The following is a 19,572-nucleotide window of genomic DNA, read 5'->3' on the forward strand; positions in this document are numbered from 1 at the left end:
ATCTATACTTGATGCTTTTGTTTAGATCTAAATATGGTAATACTCGGCAGGCATGGCATGTTTTCAATTACCATGTTTTCCTGATAATATTTTGGGGTGCTTGAGTCTATCCCGTTTACGAATATAGCAAATTGGGGGAAATATACGTGCCGGTTCTTGATCACTTCATCAGGGAAAAACAACGTTTTCTTAATCACTGCACCCAATGCGGGCTCTGTGCCGAAGGCTGCCCGATTTTACCCTATACGGATATCAGCGAGATTCCCTCTTGGGATATTCAGAAAGGGGTGTTTGATTTTATGGACAGCGGAACTCCCAATCAACAGGCTTACACCAAGGCTTTTGCCTGCATGGAATGTTTTAAATGCACGTCCGGCATGTGCCCCGAGGACCTAAACCCCTTGCTGGTCAACGAACTCATCAAGGAAGACTATATCTCCAAAGGACTGATAAATACGGCTTTCGGTGACGCCAAACCATCCGCCGGTAACCATCGGGTACTGGCAAGCGTCCAGGTATCCGGACCGGAATACAACCGAATTACCCTATCCCCTAATAAGCAAACGGTACCCTACGTTTTTTTCCCCGGATGCAACGTATACTCTCAACCGGAAAAAATTCTTAATGCTTTGGATATTATGGACGCTATCGGCGATGAATACGCCTTTCTGCCGGGTATTGAGTTTTGCTGCGGCGACAACCATTTGTTTTTGGGTGATATCAGGGCGGGATGCAACAGGGCTGAAGAACTGGTAGCGGCTATCGCACGCTTCGATCCAGATGCCATCGTGCTCTGGTGCCCTACCTGCCTTTGTCGTTTTGATAAATACATCAAGCCTTCCATGGATGTCCCGTTTGAGATTCTGTCGTTTCCGCAGTACTTGGCTGAAAACATGAACAAACTGCCACTCACCCGGGCTGCGGCCGGAACGGTCACACTCCATGAAGCTTGCAAGTCGGCCCACACGGGAGTTGACCGCAATGGACCCCGTGAGGTATTGCGGCAATTGCCCGGGGTGGCGCCCAGGGAAATGAAGCATCATGGCATGGAAACAATTTGCTGCGGCAGTGGTGCCGACCGCTGGTTCCCGCAAAGCAGCGCCCGGCTTCGTAAAGACCGCCTTCAGGAAGCTGCCCAAACCGGAGCGGAGCGACTGGTTACGGTTTGTCACTATTGCAGCCAGGCTTTTGCGGCTGAAGAACCGCATTACGATTTCAGCATCACCAATTACGTCAATCTGGTAGCCGAGGCCATTGGCATCCGGCGTGACGATACGTTCAAGAAATATACGCTTTGGGGAAACCTGGATCGGATTTTAAAGGATGCGAATGAACGTATCGCAAAATCGCCTTTTGAAAGAGAACGCATCATTGAAGTGTTGCAAACCGTCTTTGTGGGATTGTAATCCTGTAATCAAATCATGAAATCGTTTTTTTTCGTAAAAAAGAATTTCAAACTGAACGGTTGAATATTATGATCTCTACCTTGATATCTTTCAGTGCGCTATATATCTCAGTGTTTACACTTCTTTTGGGGACTGGTTTTCTTGGGTTTTTTCTAAGTTTGCGCATGACGCTTCAGGGCTTTTCGGCGTTGTTAACCGGATGGATTATGGCTGCCTATTTTTTAGGAATGGTCCTGGGTTCTTTTTTCTGCCAGCGACTGATTCAAGGGGTAGGGCATATCCGTTCGTTTGCGGCATTTGCCGCTATCGCCACAACAACTGTCTTGCTTCATGGACTCTATGCCGATCCATGGTTCTGGTGGCTTTTGAGGTTATTGACCGGTATCACGACAATGGGGCTTTACATGGTCATCGAAAGCTGGCTGAATGAGTGTACGGAGCCTCAATTTCGAGGGCGTGTTTTTGCAATGTATATGTTGACGCTTTGTCTGGGAGTGGCTCTCGGACAGTTATTTCCAATTGTGAGCGATGTCCATAGTCAAGCGCCGTTTTTTGTTGTCGGTATCTTTTTCTCCATCTGTCTGGTGCCGATAGCCGTTACACGGACGATCTCTCCAAAAATTCCTGACGTAACAAGATTTAACCTCTTTGTGCTGCTGAAAAAAGCGCCGCTGGGCATGCTGGGATGTCTGAGCGCCGGCTTGATTAACGGTGCTTTTTACGCGATGGGACCGGTCTTTGGCAATCAAATCGGATTAACGGTTTCCCGAACGGCCGGGTTTATGGCAGTGACTATATTCGGCAGCCTTCTGTTCCAATGGCCGATAGGCATCATTTCAGATCGGTTTAATCGGGCGGTTGTTTTGTCTTTATTAAGCGTGCTTGCCGCACTCGGCGGTATGGGCATCATTATGCTGCCTGAAATACATTACGCCTTATTCCTTTTTCTTATGGTGCTTTACGGGGGGCTCATTTTTACGATCTATCCCGTCTCCGTAGCCAGAACGCATGATTTATTTGAGACAACGGATATTGTTCCGGTCAGTTCAGCCCTGCTGCTGAGTTACGGTATCGGCGCCAGCCTGGGACCCATTATCGCTTCCGGCATGATGACCCTGCTGAATAGCCCTTACGGATTGTTTGTGTTTTTTTCATTAACTGCCGGATTGTTTGCATTGTTCAGTTTTTATTTGGTCCACATGGAGAAGATTAAAGTCCTTCCCGTAAGTGCACAGGTCAAGTTTGCTCCCATGAAAAATTCATCTCCGGTCGCGTCGCAACTGGATCCTCGAACGGCAGTCGACAGGACCGATGGGGCCTTTTAATGTTTTTATTTGTCTATACTCATGAAGCGTTTACTTTTTATCGGTATTTTTCGGATGAAAGACACATCCGGGTCGGTTCTGGAAAAATCCAACAGTAGTGAATTGAAAATCGTGAAGCTTTCAGTCGAGCGGTTTTAAAATGGATTCATCGTCTAGATGCAGCCGCCGCTTGCCGACCGGCAATGCGGCCGAACACGATGCATTCGGGAAGGGCGCAACTGCCCAGGCGGCTGGCACCGTGTATACCCCCGCAAACCTCGCCGGCGGCAAAAAGGCCCGCAATGGGGCGGCCATCGAGGTCGAGGACCTGCGCATTTGAATTGATCTGCAGACCGCCGGGGGTGTAATGGACCTTGGGCCACAGCCGGATGGCATAAAAGGGGGGCGTGACAATCAATTGGGCCCCTTGGCCCAGAGGTTTGCCGAATTCGTCCTGCTTTCCTTCGGCAACCATTCGATTGTAACGCTCCATCGTTGCTTTCAGCTGCCGGACCGGCATTTGATAGGCCGATGCGAGGTCAAGCATATTCTCAAACCCTTTCACAACCCCCCGCTTCAGGGCGCGTGCCAGGCTATCGGATGCCCGTGCGGCTCCGCTGGCATCCACGATCCCCACACAGACATGACCGGCCTTGAACATGGCGTCGCACCGCCGCCTGCGATCCGCCCACTCATTGACGATCCGACCGCCGGTGGCCGGGTCGATCAGGATACCGGCCGGATACACGCTGTAGGATGCAAAACTGGCCCCGCGTCCATAGCCGGTTTCGTCGGCACACCCCCAAGGCCCCAGTTGTATCCAGGACAGATGGACCGCTGCGGCGTTTATTTTTAAGGCTGCAATTAATCCTTCCGCCGTGGCGCCCCGATGGTTGGTGGTACCGATGGATTCATCCAAAGCGGGATTCTGGCGGGTGCGGAAAGAAACGTCATTGCCGAAGCCGCCTGTGGCCAAAATAACGGCGCGTCTGGCGCGGATATGTTTAACAATGCCACTGTCTTTCGCGCCGAACCTGCCGCCGGATCGAATCCGTACGCCGGAGACCGCACCGCCTTTGTCGGTGATCAGGCGGACCAGCCGGCAGCGGGTGCGTATGTCGACACCCAATGCGTCCAACCGGGCCCGTTGCGCTCTGATGATATCCGCGCCGGAGTGGCTGCGCGTCGTGAGGCAGCGGGCAACCGAGTGACCCCCGAAACGGTCCAGGCGATCCTGATACCTGACCCCCAGATCGTTGATTGTCCAGTTTACGGCTTCTCCGGCCTTTTCGGCCACGATGCGGGCAAGGTGGGGATTATTGAGCCCCATGCCGGCAGCGAGCATGTCCTGATAAAGCAGTTCCGCTGAGTCCTTGATGCCTTGTTGTTTCTGCAAAGGGTTTCCCGGCGCGGCCAAACCGCCGTCGCTGATCCGGGTGTTGCCGCCGGTCACCTTCATCTGCTCGAGCACCAGGACGCTTGCCCCAGCTCGGCCGGCTTCGATGGCGGCAGACAGGCCGGCAGCACCGCTGCCGATGATGATTATATCCGTTGTTTCATCCCAGGCTGGCATACTGTCCAATCCTTAACGAAACGAAAATCTAATCCGGTTCTACTTGCGGGTGGCCATGGCGTAGGTGATCCGATCGATAACGATGGCCATGAATACGATGCACAGGCCGGCTTCAAATCCGCGGCCGATTTCGATCCGGTTAATAGCCAGCAGGACTTCGAAGCCGAGCCCCTTGGCGCCGATCATCGAGGCAATAACAACCATGGCCAGGGCCATCATGGTGGTTTGATTCACACCGACCATGATGGTCGGTCGCGCCAGAGGGAGCTGTACTTTAAACAGTATCTGCCAGTAACTGGATCCAAAAGCATGGGCGGCCTCCACCACGCTGGGCGACACTTCCCGGATACCGACATTGGTCAGTCGAATGACCGGCGGAACGGCGTAAACTATGGTGGCAAACAAGGCGGGCACCTTGCCCAGGCCGAAGAGCATCAGTGCCGGAATCAGGTAAACGAAACTCGGCATGGTTTGCATGCCGTCCAGCAGTGGCTTGATAGCTGATTCAAATGTATCGCTGGACGCCATGACAATGCCCAAGGGAATCCCTATGGCCAGAGAAATGATCACGGACGAAGTGACCAGCGCCAGTGTGCGCATGGATAATTCCCAATAGCCCAGGGTACCCATGAAAAACAGCATCGCGGCCATAATTAAACCGGACCACCATCTTCCCATCAGGCGCCATGCCAACAGGCCGGTGCCGATCACCAGGACCGGCCACGGCAACCATATAAAGAATTTTTCCACCACCAGCATGAACTGTAAAATGGCCGTGCCGAGGGCATCGAAAAAGCCGCCAAAATTATTGAGGAGCCAGTCCATGGCCCTTTCAGTCCATACATCCAGAGGGATATTTATGTTATCGGGAAACTCCATGTAATTTGTCCCTTAATGTTGAGAATGGTCCGCCGACGTCGAACAGGTCGGGCAATTCGACCCAGCCGGCTGTTATCCACCATCTCTATTTCATGGCGGCCTTTACCTTTGCGGCCGTCTCGGCAGAAACCCATTGCGTCCACAGGCTCTCATAGGTTTTTAGAAACCACATGGCACCGTCCGCGGGTTTGCCCTTGCTATCTTGCATGTATGCCAGAAATTTGTTGTTGATATCGAGCGTCGTTTCATATTTTTTTAAAAATGCCGCCACATCCGGTGCCCATTCTGGAAGTTTCTTGTGAACAATAATATCGCATTTGACCGCCGGGTATGCGCATTTTGCAGTGGATTTGAAGGTCGCATCATCAAAGGGCGGCTCTTCCAGTTGGGTCATGTCCAGTTTTCCCAGGACCCATGTCGGGGCCCAATAATAGCCGATCCAGGGTTTGCCGCGCTTGTAGGCAGCCTCCATGCTGGCGGCCAGGGCGGCCCCGGAACCGGGTTCCATGATGTTGTAATACTTGTCGACACCGTAGGCCTTGAACTTTTTGTCATTGATGATTTTACAGGACCAGCCGGGGATGCAGCTGTAAAAGCGGCCCTTTTGGGGATCTTCCGGGTCCTTGAACAGTTCCCAGTATTTGGGCATGTCAAACACCGATTTCAAGCCGGGAGCCGTTGCCTTGATTCCCCGTTTGGGATCTCCCTTGACCATGTAGGTGGGCACATACCAACCCTGAACACTGTTGGGAAAGTTAGCCCCTAATTGAATAAAGCCTTCTTTCGTGTTCGGGTCCCTGCCCTTGGCCAGCCCCTCATTGTAAAGTTCCTGCCAGTTTTCCGTCCAGGTCTCCATATTGACATTAGGGGCTTCGCTGCCTTTTGCCGCAATCAGCGCTGTGTTGAGCATGATTGTTTCACCGGCGGTATATCTAACCTCATATCCCAATCCGTGCTCAATTATAAAGCCCGCGATACGATTATGGACCTGGGCGCTGTCCCATCCAAAATCGGCAAAAACAATGGCCTGTTTTGCTGCCGCCACTGTCGTACTGCCAATCAGCACCGTCGCAAACACAAGTCCTGCCAGCAGGACCCATCGGCGTAAGCTTCGAGTTCTCAAACCTTTCATTTTAACCTCCTTTTTAATATTTTATAACAGACCGATGACCATCAAGCAGTCTCGCCGTTTTGCTTTGCGCTTCCCGATGTGCATTCCGCCAGCGCCGCCAACAGGAATCCTTTGATGATAACGCCCTGTAAGTTATTGGTTTCGTCAACGACTGCAATGGGGTAGATATTGTCTGTCAAAAGCGGAAACAGGTCAATGGCCGGTGTGTCCGGAGACACCCGCTGAATATCCCGGATCAGAATGCGATCCAGTGTTTTATCGCCGCGCCGGATGGCTTCAGCAGCATCCGTGGCGGTAACAATACCGGCCAGTTGGCGGTCTTTACGAACAAAAATTTTGGATATGCCGGCTTTTTTCATTTTTCGCATGGCTGAATGAGGGCCGTCTGTCCCATAATAGGCAATGGCCTCGGATTTTTTTATGATTTTTTCGGCAGTGATGATCTTGCTCATGTCCACGTCTTCGACAAACTTGGCCACATATTCGTTGGCCGGATTGGTCAAAATCTGCTCAGCGGTTCCAGTCTGCACGATTCCCCCGTCTTTCATCAGTACGATTCGGTCGCCAATTTTTATGGCTTCGTCTAAGTCATGACTGATAAAAACGATTGTCTTCCGCATTTTATCCTGCAGCTTGATGAGCTCGTCCTGCATTTCTCGGCGGATCAGTGGGTCCAGAGCACTAAAGGCTTCATCCATCAACATGATGTCGGCATCCAAGGCCAATGCCCGCGCGAGTCCGACACGTTGCTGCATGCCGCCGCTGAGTTGGTCCGGAAATGCGTCTTCCCATCCCTTGAGCCCCACCTGTTCCAAGGCTTTCATGGCAGAATCTTTTCTTTTGGCTGATTCGACTTTCTGGATTTCGAGGCCGTATTCTACGTTGCGAAGCACAGTCCGATGAGGGAAAAGAGCAAAGTTCTGAAAGACCATACCGAAGTGTTTCTGACGAAACTCGCGCAGCTCTTTTTCGGACAGACCGATAACGTCCTGCCCATCGACAGTGACCTTGCCGGCGGTGGGTTCGATCAACCGATTGATGCATCGCACCAGCGTTGATTTGCCGCTGCCCGAAAGCCCCATGACAACGAGGATCTCTCCTTCGCTGACGTCAAAAGACACATCGACCAAACCCACTCCGTGGCGGGTTTTTTCCATGATTTCTTGTTTGCTGAGCCCCTGCTCGACCAGACGCATTGCCTTTTCAGGATGGGAACCGAAGATTTTGAATAGATTTTGTATGACGATTTTTTTCATTGCCTCAACGCTGCGATTTGGTGAATGAATTATGGGTTGAAGACTGCGCCGGCTCGATGGGACCTGTCGTCAGCATCGGTGCCGCCAAAATTTGTTTGGCACCCATCATGTCCACCAGCCGATTCAAGGAGCTGAGAATCATATGCTGCTCCCAGCTTTGCATTTCACTGAACTGCTGGATAAACGATTCTTGCATCAGCGGCGGTGCGGTTTCCAGCAGAAAATCTCCGGACGAAGTGGTTTCGATCAGCGTACGGCGCCGGTCGCGAGCACTTTGTCTTCTGGAGATCAAACCCTTTTTTTCCAGTCGATCTATAATACCGGTTACCGTCGCCTGGCTGAGGCTAATGGCCCGTGAAAGATCGCTGGCCGTTATTTCACTGGATTGTGAGATTTCTTTCAGAATGATCAACTGGGGACCGGTAAGACCAAACTGTTTGACCAGACTTTTGGAGTGCAGGTCGATTGACTGGATAATACGCCGTATGGCGATCAAGACATGATCGCACACAGACGTGGTTTGGGAATTATTTGTCATGAGAATACACCCGATATTTTTAAGCCGCCAATTGATGCGCTAAAAAGCTTTTTGGTCAAATAAATATTTACACCAAAATTTTTATAACTCAAAGTAAGTATTTGAAAATCTGATGAATTTAATATTATATAATTACTTGTATTTACAAATTAATTTGTAAATATCGATATCACAGTTAAAAATAATTATCAACGCCTTAACCCAATTAATTCTCAAAAAACATATTGTGTTCTTAATAATTACGGATTGTTGTTTTGTTAGATTATGGCAAATACGGTTCGTATGGCGGTCAACTCTGAGCGGATATGGCAGTTTGACATTCACGCTCATATAACCTATTATTTTATAAGCGATTGCACAGCCTTCAACCCAAAAAACCTCATAATTAAAGGATTGGTACGGTGTATTCTTCAAAATCTTTTAATCTGAAAAACCGGTCTCGACCGCAATAGGTTTAAGATATTTCATGGTACTCGTCATAGGAGAAATACTTTTTGATATCTTTCCGGAATACCGCCGTCTGGGCGGCGCTCCGTTTAATTTTGCTTATCATTTGAAAAATCTGGGAATGGATACGCGTTTTATTTCACGTGTCGGCCGGGATGAACCAGGCCAAAAAATTATAGATTTTATCGATAAACACGGATTCAATGGGGATGATATTCAAGTGGATCCCGATCATGAAACCGGCACTGTACATGTCAAGTTAAATCCAGACGGAACTCCTGAATTTAATATTCGGCCCAACGCGGCCTACGATTACATTCAATGTGACGAATCCGTCAAAAAGCTGCTGGAGCATCCGCCGGCGTTAATTTATTTCGGCACTCTGATGCAGCGGACTGGAAATGGGTTTCAAACAATTCAGCAGATGCTGTCTCAAAAAAAAACCGCCACCCGAACGTTATATGACATCAATTTAAGGCCGGGCTGCTATAGCGAGAAAATCATCGCTGCCTCTTTGGAAAGGACGGACATCCTCAAACTTAATCATGAGGAGCTATCGTTTTTAAGCTGGATGCTGAGAGAAAAAACAGGCACCCGGAACCTCATCGACAGGCTGTTTCGGGAGTTTGCAATAGAATCCATCGTGTTGACGGCCGGCGAGAACGGCAGTGAATGGTTTACGGATAAGAAACATCGCCGCATTAAACCAACCGGACCCATAGATATTGTCGATACGGTTGGCGCAGGCGATGCCTATGCCGCCATCGTTGCCCTGGGTTATCTGCAGAAATGGCCGGTTGAAAAAATCTTGTCACTGGCCAATTGTTTTGCCGCCCATATTTGCTCAATCAAAGGGGCACTCCCTGACGGCAAAGATGTCTACAATCGTATTTTAAAAAAGAGAGGCGATTTGGATGAAAGCTGAAGGAATTTATATCCAAATGTTTAGCATCCACGGCTTGGTGCGTTCTGAAAACATGGAACTTGGCCGGGATGCCGACACCGGCGGGCAGGTGAAATACGTAATCGAGCTCGGCAATGTTCTCAGCCAGGCGAAAGGAATCCGGCGTGTTGATCTTTTTACCCGTCTGATATCTGATAAAGCCGTATCCGACGATTATGCCAAACCGATCGAATCCGTGAATGAAAAATTTCGAATCGTCCGTATCCAGTGCGGCGGACGTAAATACATCCGCAAAGAGCTGCTGTGGCCCCACCTGGAAGAATTTATCGATAAAACCATTAAATTTATCAAGCGTGAAGGTGACATCTCCCATGTGGTGCATGGTCACTATGCCGACGGCGGATATGTAGCCATGCAGCTATCGCGTATATTCGGCATTCCTTTTGTTTTTACCGGCCATTCGCTGGGAAGAATCAAGAAGCAAAAGCTGATGAACGAAGGGCTCGGTGAAGAAGAAGTCAAAAAAAATATCGCATCGATCACCGTATTCAAGTGGAAGAGGAAATCCTAAAATGTGCCGACCTGATTGTGACCAGTACGAACCAGGAGATTCAGGATCAATACGGTATGTATCCGCATGATGACCTGCCCGAATTTCGCGCAATTCCGCCGGGCATTGATGTTGACAAGTTTTACCCTTTCTATCACGATATGTTGCCCGAAGCCGAGCGCCCGGAATCGGCCATGTATGCCAAAGCGTCGCTGATGCAGGAACTCAACCGTTTTTTTCTGCACCCGGACAAGCCTTTGATTTTAGCGCTATGCCGGCCCGACAAGCGCAAAAATATTGACGGGCTTATTCGGGCCTATGGCGAAAATTCAAACTTACAGGCCATGGCCAATCTGGCGATTTTTGCCGGCATACGCAAAGATATCCGCCTGATGGAAGAAAATGAGCGAGACGTGCTGACCCAGATGCTGCTGTTGATGGACAAATACAACCTGTACGGGAAAATGGCTATCCCCAAACAGCACGATTTTGAACACGAAGTCCCGGAGATCTATCGTATCGCCGCTGAGAAAAAAGGTGTTTTTGTAAACTCGGCCCTAACGGAACCATTTGGTATCACCCTGCTGGAGGCTTCCGCTTCCGGGCTGCCGGTTGTCGCCACCAATGATGGCGGCCCCAGAGATATCATTCATAACTGCCGCAGCGGAATCCTGGTGGATCCAACCCAATCCGAAGAAATTGCCTGTGCCGTTAGCGGGATCATCGCCCACAACCACCAGTGGGACAAATTTTCAAAAAATGGTGTCATGAATACCCGTAAACACTATACTTGGCAAAGTCATGCCCGAAAGTATATCGCTGAAATCAAGCGTCTGCTGGAAAAGTCAGATGCCGCCGATTTGGCTGCGGCAGTTCCATCCAATTCTATCGGCAACAGATTGATAAAGATAAATTATTTTGTTGTCTGTGATATCGACAACACCCTGATCGGCGGCAGGAATGAAGACCTGTTGGAGCTGATTCATCTATTGACCGACTGTAAAGTGTTTGTCGGTTTCGGCGTCGCTACCGGTCGCACGGTGGATTCCGCCGTTACCGTTTTACAGGGGCATGGGATCCCTTCCCCGGATATCATCATATCGTCGGTGGGAAGCGAAATTTACTACGGCCCGGACAGGCACTACAGTCAAGGGTGGAAGACCCATATTTCCAGCCGTTGGAATCGCGATAAAATCGTCACACTGTTAGAACAATTTGATTTTTTAGAATACCAGTTGGAAGCAACCCAGCGGAAATTTAAAATCAGCTATGATATGGCGCCCGACAAGGATCATTTGGCAATGATACACGCTCGGCTGCTCAAACATAAATGCCGCTACAATCTGGTCTATTCCCATCAGAAACATCTGGACATTCTCCCCTTTCGGGCATCCAAAGGAAAGGCACTTCGCTATTTGAGTTACAAATGGGGAATTCCGCTCTCCAACTTTCTGGTCTGCGGCGATTCCGGCAACGACGAGGAGATGCTGCGCGGCGAGCCCCGGGCCGTTGTGGTTGGCAATTACAGCCCCGAACTGGAAAAATTGAAAGGACAAAAACATATCTTTTTTGCCAAAGCGCCCTATGCCGGTGGTATTCTTGAAGCCATTGACCATTATCAGTTCATTCAAACCGCAAAGGCCGATGCATCATCATGACACTGCAAAATAAAATTCAGCTCATCACCTATCCGGACAGTCTGGGGCATAATCTGCCTGAACTTCATTATGTCCTGCGAAAATATCTCCGCAAAGCAGTCGGAGGGGTACACCTTTTACCTTTCTATCCGTCTTCGGCGGACCGGGGATTCGCACCGTTGACTTATGACGAGGTTGATCCCGCTTTCGGAAGTTGGGAAGATGTCGATAAAATCGGTCGCGATTTTGACATGGTCATTGATTTCATGGTCAATCATATTTCCCGTCAATCCTTGTTCTTTCAGGACTATATCGAAAACGGCGCTGTGTCCCCGTATGCCGACATGTTTTTAAGCTTCAGAAAAATCAGTCCCAACGGCGAAATCAGCGATGCCGATCTGGCCAAAGTATATACCCGCAAGCCCCGCCATCCCTATACGGTGATAGAACGTTCCGACGGCTCCAAAGAAAAAATTTGGTGTACCTTTGACTATGAACAAATTGATCTGGATTACACTTCTGCCGTCACCCGGGAAGTCATGCGCAAGTTCCTGATTCGGTTGGCCCGCAGCAGCGCCAAATTAATCCGATTAGACGCCATTGCTTACACCACCTTCAAAGTTGGAACCAACTGTTTTTTCTAGAACCGCAAATCTGGGAATTACTGGATTGGTTAAGCGATCTGACGAGAACGTTTGATACCGACGTATTGCCCGAGGTGCACGAGCATTACAGCTATCAGTTCAAGTTGGCGGAAAAAGGGTACTGGTCCTATGATTTTGCGCTGCCCCTGCTGGTTCTCAATGCTCTCTATCATCATACCAACAAAAAACTCGTCGAGTGGCTGCGGATCTGCCCTCACAAACAGATAACGGCTCTTGATACCCACGATGGTATCGGTGTCGTCGATGTTCGGGATCTTCTGGCCCCTGAAGATATCGACCGCACCATTGAAGGGCTCTATCAAAAAGGCTCCAATGTCAAACGGATATATTCCGGACCGGAATATCAAAATTTGGACATCTATCAGGTCAACTGTACTTACTACTCAGCCCTGGAATCAAATGACGATTCCTATTTGACGGCGCGTACCATCCAGTTTTTTGCGCCGGGTATTCCGCAGGTTTACTATGTCGGCTTGCTGGCGGGAGAAAATGACATTGAGATGGTTGAGAAAACGCAATCGGGCAGAAATATCAACCGACATAACTATGATCTTGATGAAATTCAGACGGCCACGGAAAAACCGGCGGTCAAGCGGTTATTAAAATTAATGGAATTCCGCAACACCTTTCCGGCCTTCAACGGAGAATTCAGGATCCACGATTCAGATGAAAGTGAACTTGTGCTCTCCTGGACGATGGAGGGTTATCAAGCGACGGCTATAATCGATTTGGCCAACTATCAAACCAGAATTCAGTACCATGATGCGGCGGCCGGTCACAGTGATGAATTTAGGGTTTGATCAATCATCTCCTGTAGGGGCATCCATTGGATTTAAGCAACGGTTTCATTGTCGTCAGCCCTCTCGTTTAGTTTACACTATTGTTGCAGGATTTGGGAATGTTGTGTCTTTATAAAATATTGTCGTTAAGATATTTTCAGGTCACTCCCGGCAAATCCAAATTCCGACAAAATCGAAAGCGCAACCCTAACCGCCTCATTCGGGTTTAAATAGGTTTCAACAAAAAGGTCTGTTCCGGCAATGCCTGCCGGAAAGCGCAGTTCGTTTGAATTGGCATTGAAATAATATTTTTTACCCACCGAATGCCATTGAAGGCTGTCGATATCCTGATGATGCTCCGTCCTTAAAACTTCGCACAATTTAACCAGCAGTTCCTCCCAGGATTTGACTTTGCATATCTTCCCTTTCAACGAAAAAGAGGTGATGGATTGCCCGTCATAAGATTTTTGCACCTCTTTTTCAGGTATAAACACAGCCTTTTCCATTCTGGACGCTGCCTTTTCTTCCGGCTGCGGCGCCGGCGCTTCGGTCTTTTGCGGCTGCTTTAAATATTCGCTTAAAAAATTGACGATCGCATTCTTTTCCGCCGGAACGCCACTCATTTTTTCAGCGGTTTCACCTATCAGTTTGATCAGCATGTCATGGGGTTCAGACAATATCTTGGACCAGGCCTCCGGGATTGCTTTCCGGGCGGCCTGCTGTAGTATATTTTTTAGTATATCCGCCGCTCTTTTTAGGGCAGCCCCTTTTGAAACCTCATCCCTTTTCAAAAAGGCCGTCAACTGCTCTTCAATATCATTGGTCTTTTGCTTTGAAAAATCCAATACGACAAACCGGTTTTGAAGCGCATTGCCCTTATTGGATGAAAGATAAAACCACCAGATGACGCCATTGGTCAAAATTGCAAGTTCAACCCCTTTTTTGGAAGCATATTCAAAAACCTTTTCCTGGTGTTTATCCAGGGTTTCCTTGGGTTTAACGACTTTTATGAGTACCTTGCGGGTGTTTTTTATGCTTAAGGCATAGTCTGCCTGCTGCGATTCATTCCCAAGATTGGGATTTACTTCATCAACATTGAAAATATCCCAGCCCAGCAAAAACAACACTCTTAATACGATCGCCTGTTTGGTCGCGGCTTCATCAAAGGAATTGACCTGTTTGTTTGATTTGATGCCGTCAACAAATTCAACCAGTTGTCGTTCCATTTCTTAATTCCTTTATAGCGTTAAAAGGGTGCCCTTTGACTTTTATCGATTGTTTCATGTATTTTATACTGATCTTGCGGATAAATCAAAATTTTTTAATTTAAAAGACAGACCCGGCCGCAAACCTCCTTTTCAGAATGTTCCCGGGTGGAATTTTCAACCTCAAGAGGCGACGTGTAGTATGACCAGTAAAAATTTCAAAGAACAATGTACAGACCTGACTCAGGAGCTTAAAATAAACATCCCCTGTCGGCTGGCCGAGCGAATTGAGGCGTTTTCTTCGAAAAACGGGTCAACCATTTCAGCGGTGGTCATCGAAGCTTTGGATATTTTCCTGAGGAAGCAGAATCAAGACTAAAAGTTCTCAGGGATCGGGATCAGATATTTTCCTTTGATTCAGTTTGATGGGCTGAAAAAGGGGCGCTGGCAGGCTGTTGAAAAACAAGAATCAGGTCGCCAGGCGAGGCGCGCGACGATTCGACACGCGCAGTCCCGCCAAAGCGGGATGAGCATTAGCGAGAGTCGCCCAACGCCGAATGGCGACCGCAGCCGCAGCTTTGCAACGGCCTGCTATGAAAGGAACGGCTCCAGCATATAGATCAGGTCGCTTTCACGCGTGGGATATGGGCTCATGATGCATTGACGGTATAGTTCATCAGCAGGAATGCCGTTGACCATCGCCAGCTTGAGGGTATGGACCAGGCCGCCGGTATTATCTGAAAGAAAATGGGCGCCCAGTATCCGATTTTCCTCTCCGACGAGAATCTTATAGGCTGCATGTTTTAAGCCGATTCGTTTATAAGTGGGCCATCCCAGGTTTTTTTCAAAGCTCCTGCGGTAATCGTTTCCTTCCTGTTTTAAAGCCGCTTCTGTTTTTCCCACCATGCCGTACTGGGGGTAGGTAAAGAGAACCGCAGGTACGGCCCCATAATCGATACGGGCGCTTTTGGAAAGGCCATGTTCAGCTAAAATGTTTTTTGCCGCCACATGGGCCTCGTAATCCGCCACCCGGGCCAGCTGAATCGTTGCAGCACAATCACCGACGGCGTAAACGCGCGGATTGGAAGTTTTCATCCCCTTATCAACTGTGACTCCTTTTTTGGAATACTGAATCTTACCCGCCTCAAGGTCAAGGAACTCCACATTCGGAATTCTTCCCGCACCGTGAACAACAAGGTCGGCCTTAAAGATACGCCGCGGATCGGTCCGGATGATGGTTTCACCGGCCTTTTTTTGAATGGATGTAATCTGGATGCCGGTATGGACCCGGATGCCTTCTTCCCGTGAGGCCGCCATTAGCAAATCAACCATTTCCGGGTCAAAGGGACCCAGCGGCCGGTCAGTGACTTCCAGAATATCGATACGAACGTTCGACAAACCCAGCCGGGCTGCGAAATGGGCAAATTCAAAAGCGACAAATCCACCCCCGACGAAAACGATCCGTCTGGGCAGTTTTTTTAATCCAAGAAAATCATCACTGGTCGCAAGGTATTCGTTTCCTTCAATGGGCAATTCCATCGGCCGGGCGCCGGTGGCCAGAATGATATGGCCGGCTTTTAAGGATTTTCCGTCCACCGCCAGCGTACCGGTATCAATAAATCTGGCATTCCCCTTAACGTAAGCAATGCCGGCCGACTCAAGACCTTTCACGGTTCCCGAGGGGATGCGGGAAGTAAAACCGCTTTTTTGTTTTTGAATGGTCGTCCAGACCCCCCTGGCAGCCTTGGCAACGCCTTTCCCGGTTAAATGTTTTGACCTGGCAACGGTTTCCGTAACCTCATAAAACCATTTTTTGGGTTGGCAGCCGGCCAAGGCACAGGTTCCTCCCGGCCGATCACTTTTTTCAACCACAGCCACCTTCAGCCCCTTTTCCTGCAGGTCATATGCGGCGGTTTGTCCGGCGGTTCCCGAACCGACGATCAAAGCATCAAATTCACGCATGTTCACCCCTTTTCCCATCAAGTTTCATGCCTGGTTCAGCCTTCGAGTAGTATATAGCCAACCTGGGCCACAGCGACCAGCCGGTTGGCCGCATCAAAAAGATCAACCGCAACCGGGCATAAGGTACGGCCTATTTTCTATACCACAAAACAGTCTGATTTGAAATTCCGGAGTTGCCGGCGGTCAATAACTTCCTAAAATTTTCAAAAAATCGGTCCTTTCAATCAACCGGTTTAAAATCGGTTTAAATGTTTCCGCCTCCACATCCGCTTCCACATCGGCATAAAACATATACTCCCATGGCTTGCCGTGAATGGGCCGCGATTCCAGTTTTACCAGGTTGATGTTGTTTTCCGCAAAAATCTTCATTACCTCAAACAGCGATCCCGGATGGTGATCGGTGGAAAAAATAAGCGCTGATTTCCCACAGTCCCCTTTTTTAAGGGCCTGGGTCCCGACGATTACAAAGCGGGTATAGTTGCGGGGGTCGGTTTCAATCCCTTCCTCAACGACCGTCATTCCGTATATCTCGGCGGCCTCTTTACTGCCGATGGCGGCATCGCCGGGGGTGTGCACTTTGCTGATCGTCTTAACCGCGCTGGCGGTATCTTTGACCGGCACCAGCTCCCATCTGCCGTGGGATTCCAGAAACCGGCCACACTGTTGAAACGCCTGAGCCGGCGACAAAACCCGTTTAATGTCTCTAAGTTGGGTCCCCGGATGCGCGATGAGATGGTGAATAATGCGCAGGGTTAATTCCCCGATGATTCTCAAATCATATTCGAGTAGAAGGTCATAGTTGGCATGAATGCTTCCGGACAGGGAGTTTTCCAGGGGCACCACTCCGAAATTGACTTCATTGGTTTTGACAGCCTCAAAAATGGACCGAAAGGTCGGTTTGGATACGGCGGCAACCTTTGAGCCGAAATACTGGTTGCAGGCCCTGTGGCTGTAGGTCCCGGGTTCGCCCAGAAAAGCGGCCGAAGGTTTGCTTTTTCCGATATTTTGCTGCAAAAGACTGACGACCGTCGCCTTTTCCAGATAGCCGAAATCCAGCTGCTTGCCCACCACCGGCGCAATCACATAGATATCGCGCATCAGTTGTCCAAACTGTTTCGGATAAAGACTCTGGGCGCCGTCGGAAAGGGCCTTGTCCGGTTCATTGTGCACCTCGATAATCAGGGCGTCCGCGCCTGCGGCAACTGCCGCCCGGGCCATGGGGCTGACCTTTTCGCGGATGCCGGTGGCATGGCTCGGATCGATCATGACCGGCAGATGGGTCAACGCCTTTAAAACCGGAATGGCGGATAGATCCAGGGTGTTGCGGGTATAGGGTTCAAACGTGCGGATGCCTCTTTCGCATAGAATCACCTGGCCATTCCCCTCGGAAAGAATATATTCGGCCGACATCAGCCACTCTTCAATGGTTGACGACAACCCGCGCTTTAAGATAACCGGCTTGTTCATCTGCCCCACACATTTTAAAAGCTCGAAATTCTGCATGTTGCGCGCACCGATTTGCACGATGTCAACATATTTTAGCATGAGTTCCCCCTGGGCGGGGGAAGTCATTTCACTGGCCACCCGCAGACCGGTCGCATCCCGCACCTCCGCCAGAATTTTCAGCCCTTCTTCGCCCATGCCCTGAAAAGAATAGGGGGAAGATCTGGGTTTAAAAGCGCCGCCCCGGAATAGGACCGCGCCATATTTTTTGACCTCATGGGCAATCGCCAGGGCCTGCTCTCTGTTTTCGATGGCGCAGGGCCCGGCCGCCACGGCAATCCGTTCCCCGCCGATGGTCACATCGCCGACCTGTACATGGGTGTCTTCGGGATGCATCTGGCGGCTGACCAGTTTAAACGCGGTTGAAATGGGAATGACTTTTTCAATCCCCGGCAGTTTTTCAAAAATTTGAACGTCCTTGTTTTTACCTCCTACCGCCCCGATAACATTCTGGCCGGCGCCGGCAATTTCCCGAACGATGCATCCTTGCCCGGAAAGCGTTGAGTGAATGATACTTTTTTCTTTTTCCGTAATTTCCTTTTTTAACACCAGCAGCATTTTAATTCCTCCTAATGAAATTGACTCACAAGCGCGTTATGGTCTATGACCCCATGGGCAAATAAAAAACCCCGGGAGAATTCTCCCGGGGCTGAAAAAAACCCCGGGCAGACCGTTGCTGGGTCCACCCGGGGAGTTTGTGCTATTATTTAAAGGCTAAACAACCGGATGGACGCTTCTAAAGCTAAAAAAGAAGCGTCTGAAAATAAAAAAAGTATGTCCGGTGGGGTTGTTTAACATGGTATCTAACCTCTTGTTGAGGCGATTTATAATGGGCCTTTCAGCTTTTGTCAAGGACTGTTTTAATTCAATTTCCACCGCACCAGAGATTACCGCAAAAGAATATTACTCCGCTCGCAGCAATCCATGATACGCATAAATATCACTGACTGTCTTGGATGATAAAAACTGCAAAAAATCGCCCCCCCACCTGCCGCCGTCGCCAACGATGCCGGCGTGCGTCAGGCTGATAATATTTTCTGGGGCCGGTTGAGGATCCAACGTCGTACCGCCCAGAGGAATCATCTCAAACAGCGCCGGGAAAATCCGGATATACCGTAATGCCAGATGATAATAAACGATCGCAACATCGGCGCGATCATCAGCCAGGGCCTGGGGTACCTCCCGGTGATGAATCCGTTCGCCGTAAACGATCCCTGTTCCGGCCGCATCAGTCAAAAATGACAACTCAATCCCTTCTCCGGCAGCCATTCCTTTTAAGGTATCCACATATCCCCTGTAGCTCACCGTTTCAGTTTCCGGGTTTGATAAAAACAGGCGCAGATTTTGTTGTGCCAGATCCGCAACTCCTGAAATATTTTTCGGATTTCCTTTTTTGACCAATAAGACACTGCCGCGATTTCGCATAAACGGCTTGTGGGTCTGCATATAACCTTCAGCAACCAGATTGTCGAGCACCTTCGGCGGGCTGATAAAGACATGGGGAGATACGCGGATGATCAGATTGCCCATTTGAAGAGCACCAGCCTTCAGCAGGTTCACAATAGGGCCTGGCGGGGTTGTAGCATAGAATATTCCGGACAACTCTTTATGCTGCTGTAAAAAAAGATCCAGGCATTCCCTAAGCGCCATGTGGTGATTTCCGTCAGAAAGTACCACCAGTTCCGCATTCGCTGGGTCCCCATGAAAGTCCAGGCAGATGTTTGAACCCGGTTGATTCCAGTGGAAACATTGTCTATTTTCGCCAGTATTCTCCTCTGGCCAGTCAAGATAGGCTGGTTCTTTCTCAGGGTTGTCAGTCTGCTGTATCATAC

Annotated in this window: 17 protein-coding genes; 8 read left to right on the forward strand and 9 right to left on the reverse strand. The window is 49.5% G+C overall.

Annotation, left to right across the window (positions count from 1 at the left end; genetic code table 11):
* Positions 1-146: 146 nt before the first annotated feature.
* Together P1P89_04165 and P1P89_04170 are read left to right on the forward strand one after the other, a co-directional pair.
* On the forward strand, positions 147-1,406 hold the full coding sequence (locus P1P89_04165) for a (Fe-S)-binding protein (GenBank protein MDF1590689.1): 1,260 nt from the start codon (positions 147-149) through the stop codon (positions 1,404-1,406).
* A gap of 68 nt (positions 1,407-1,474) precedes the next feature.
* Positions 1,475-2,731, forward strand: a complete 1,257-nt coding sequence (locus tag P1P89_04170; protein ID MDF1590690.1) for an MFS transporter — start codon at positions 1,475-1,477, stop codon at positions 2,729-2,731.
* A gap of 145 nt (positions 2,732-2,876) precedes the next feature.
* Here the strand turns inward: P1P89_04170 and P1P89_04175 are convergent, their stop codons facing one another.
* From P1P89_04175 to P1P89_04195, 5 genes are all read right to left on the reverse strand, one after another.
* Entirely contained in the window at positions 2,877-4,283 is a 1,407-nt protein-coding gene (locus tag P1P89_04175) for a flavocytochrome c (GenBank protein ID MDF1590691.1), read from the reverse strand.
* A 39-nt stretch (positions 4,284-4,322) separates the two neighbouring features.
* Positions 4,323-5,162, reverse strand: a complete 840-nt coding sequence (locus P1P89_04180) for a proline/glycine betaine ABC transporter permease (GenBank protein ID MDF1590692.1) — start codon at positions 5,160-5,162, stop codon at positions 4,323-4,325.
* An 85-nt stretch (positions 5,163-5,247) separates the two neighbouring features.
* Positions 5,248-6,294, reverse strand: coding sequence for an ABC transporter substrate-binding protein (locus P1P89_04185; protein ID MDF1590693.1), 1,047 nt, complete (start codon positions 6,292-6,294; stop codon positions 5,248-5,250).
* Positions 6,295-6,335: 41 nt separating this feature from the next.
* Positions 6,336-7,550 (reverse strand): glycine betaine/L-proline ABC transporter ATP-binding protein, encoded by a 1,215-nt coding sequence (locus P1P89_04190; GenBank protein MDF1590694.1) that lies wholly within the window; start codon positions 7,548-7,550, stop codon positions 6,336-6,338.
* Between the two features lie 4 nt (positions 7,551-7,554).
* Complete coding sequence (locus P1P89_04195) at positions 7,555-8,088, reverse strand: MarR family transcriptional regulator (GenBank protein ID MDF1590695.1); 534 nt, start codon at positions 8,086-8,088, stop codon at positions 7,555-7,557.
* Positions 8,089-8,554: 466 nt separating this feature from the next.
* Here P1P89_04195 and P1P89_04200 point away from each other — a divergent pair, with 466 nt between their 5' ends.
* From P1P89_04200 to gtfA, 5 genes are read left to right on the forward strand one after another with little or no spacing between them, the layout of a single operon-like run.
* On the forward strand, positions 8,555-9,460 hold the full coding sequence (locus P1P89_04200) for a carbohydrate kinase (protein ID MDF1590696.1): 906 nt from the start codon (positions 8,555-8,557) through the stop codon (positions 9,458-9,460).
* A complete protein-coding gene (locus P1P89_04205) occupies positions 9,450-10,010 on the forward strand; it encodes a glycosyltransferase (protein MDF1590697.1) in 561 nt (186 codons plus the stop codon). Before P1P89_04200 ends, P1P89_04205 begins: the two co-directional genes overlap by 11 nt.
* A gap of 56 nt (positions 10,011-10,066) precedes the next feature.
* Positions 10,067-11,647: an HAD-IIB family hydrolase gene (locus tag P1P89_04210; protein MDF1590698.1), complete on the forward strand. Its 1,581-nt coding sequence runs from the start codon at positions 10,067-10,069 to the stop codon at positions 11,645-11,647.
* Positions 11,644-12,270: an alpha-amylase family glycosyl hydrolase gene (locus P1P89_04215; GenBank protein ID MDF1590699.1), complete on the forward strand. Its 627-nt coding sequence runs from the start codon at positions 11,644-11,646 to the stop codon at positions 12,268-12,270. The genes P1P89_04210 and P1P89_04215 overlap by 4 nt, the downstream gene beginning before the upstream one ends.
* Positions 12,271-12,308: 38 nt before the next feature.
* A complete protein-coding gene (gtfA, locus tag P1P89_04220) occupies positions 12,309-13,091 on the forward strand; it encodes a sucrose phosphorylase (GenBank protein MDF1590700.1) in 783 nt (260 codons plus the stop codon).
* Positions 13,092-13,216: 125 nt separating this feature from the next.
* Here gtfA and P1P89_04225 read toward each other — a convergent pair whose 3' ends face one another.
* Positions 13,217-14,296, reverse strand: a complete 1,080-nt coding sequence (locus P1P89_04225; protein MDF1590701.1) for a hypothetical protein — start codon at positions 14,294-14,296, stop codon at positions 13,217-13,219.
* 181 nt (positions 14,297-14,477) lie between these two features.
* Here P1P89_04225 and P1P89_04230 point away from each other — a divergent pair, with 181 nt between their 5' ends.
* A complete protein-coding gene (locus tag P1P89_04230; GenBank protein MDF1590702.1) occupies positions 14,478-14,654 on the forward strand; it encodes a hypothetical protein in 177 nt (58 codons plus the stop codon).
* Between the two features lie 212 nt (positions 14,655-14,866).
* Here the strand turns inward: P1P89_04230 and P1P89_04235 are convergent, their stop codons facing one another.
* From P1P89_04235 to P1P89_04245, 3 genes are all read right to left on the reverse strand, one after another.
* Positions 14,867-16,237 carry an NAD(P)/FAD-dependent oxidoreductase gene (locus tag P1P89_04235; GenBank protein ID MDF1590703.1) on the reverse strand — a complete coding sequence of 457 codons (1,371 nt, stop codon included), beginning with the start codon at positions 16,235-16,237 and terminating at the stop codon, positions 14,867-14,869.
* Between the two features lie 183 nt (positions 16,238-16,420).
* Positions 16,421-18,298 (reverse strand): 3-deoxy-7-phosphoheptulonate synthase, encoded by a 1,878-nt coding sequence (gene aroF, locus P1P89_04240; GenBank protein MDF1590704.1) that lies wholly within the window; start codon positions 18,296-18,298, stop codon positions 16,421-16,423.
* A gap of 345 nt (positions 18,299-18,643) precedes the next feature.
* Complete coding sequence (locus P1P89_04245; protein MDF1590705.1) at positions 18,644-19,570, reverse strand: substrate-binding domain-containing protein; 927 nt, start codon at positions 19,568-19,570, stop codon at positions 18,644-18,646.
* Between the last annotated feature and the right edge of the window lie 2 nt (positions 19,571-19,572).

This window comes from Desulfobacterales bacterium (assembly GCA_029211065.1).
Lineage (GTDB): Bacteria > Desulfobacterota > Desulfobacteria > Desulfobacterales > JARGFK01 > JARGFK01.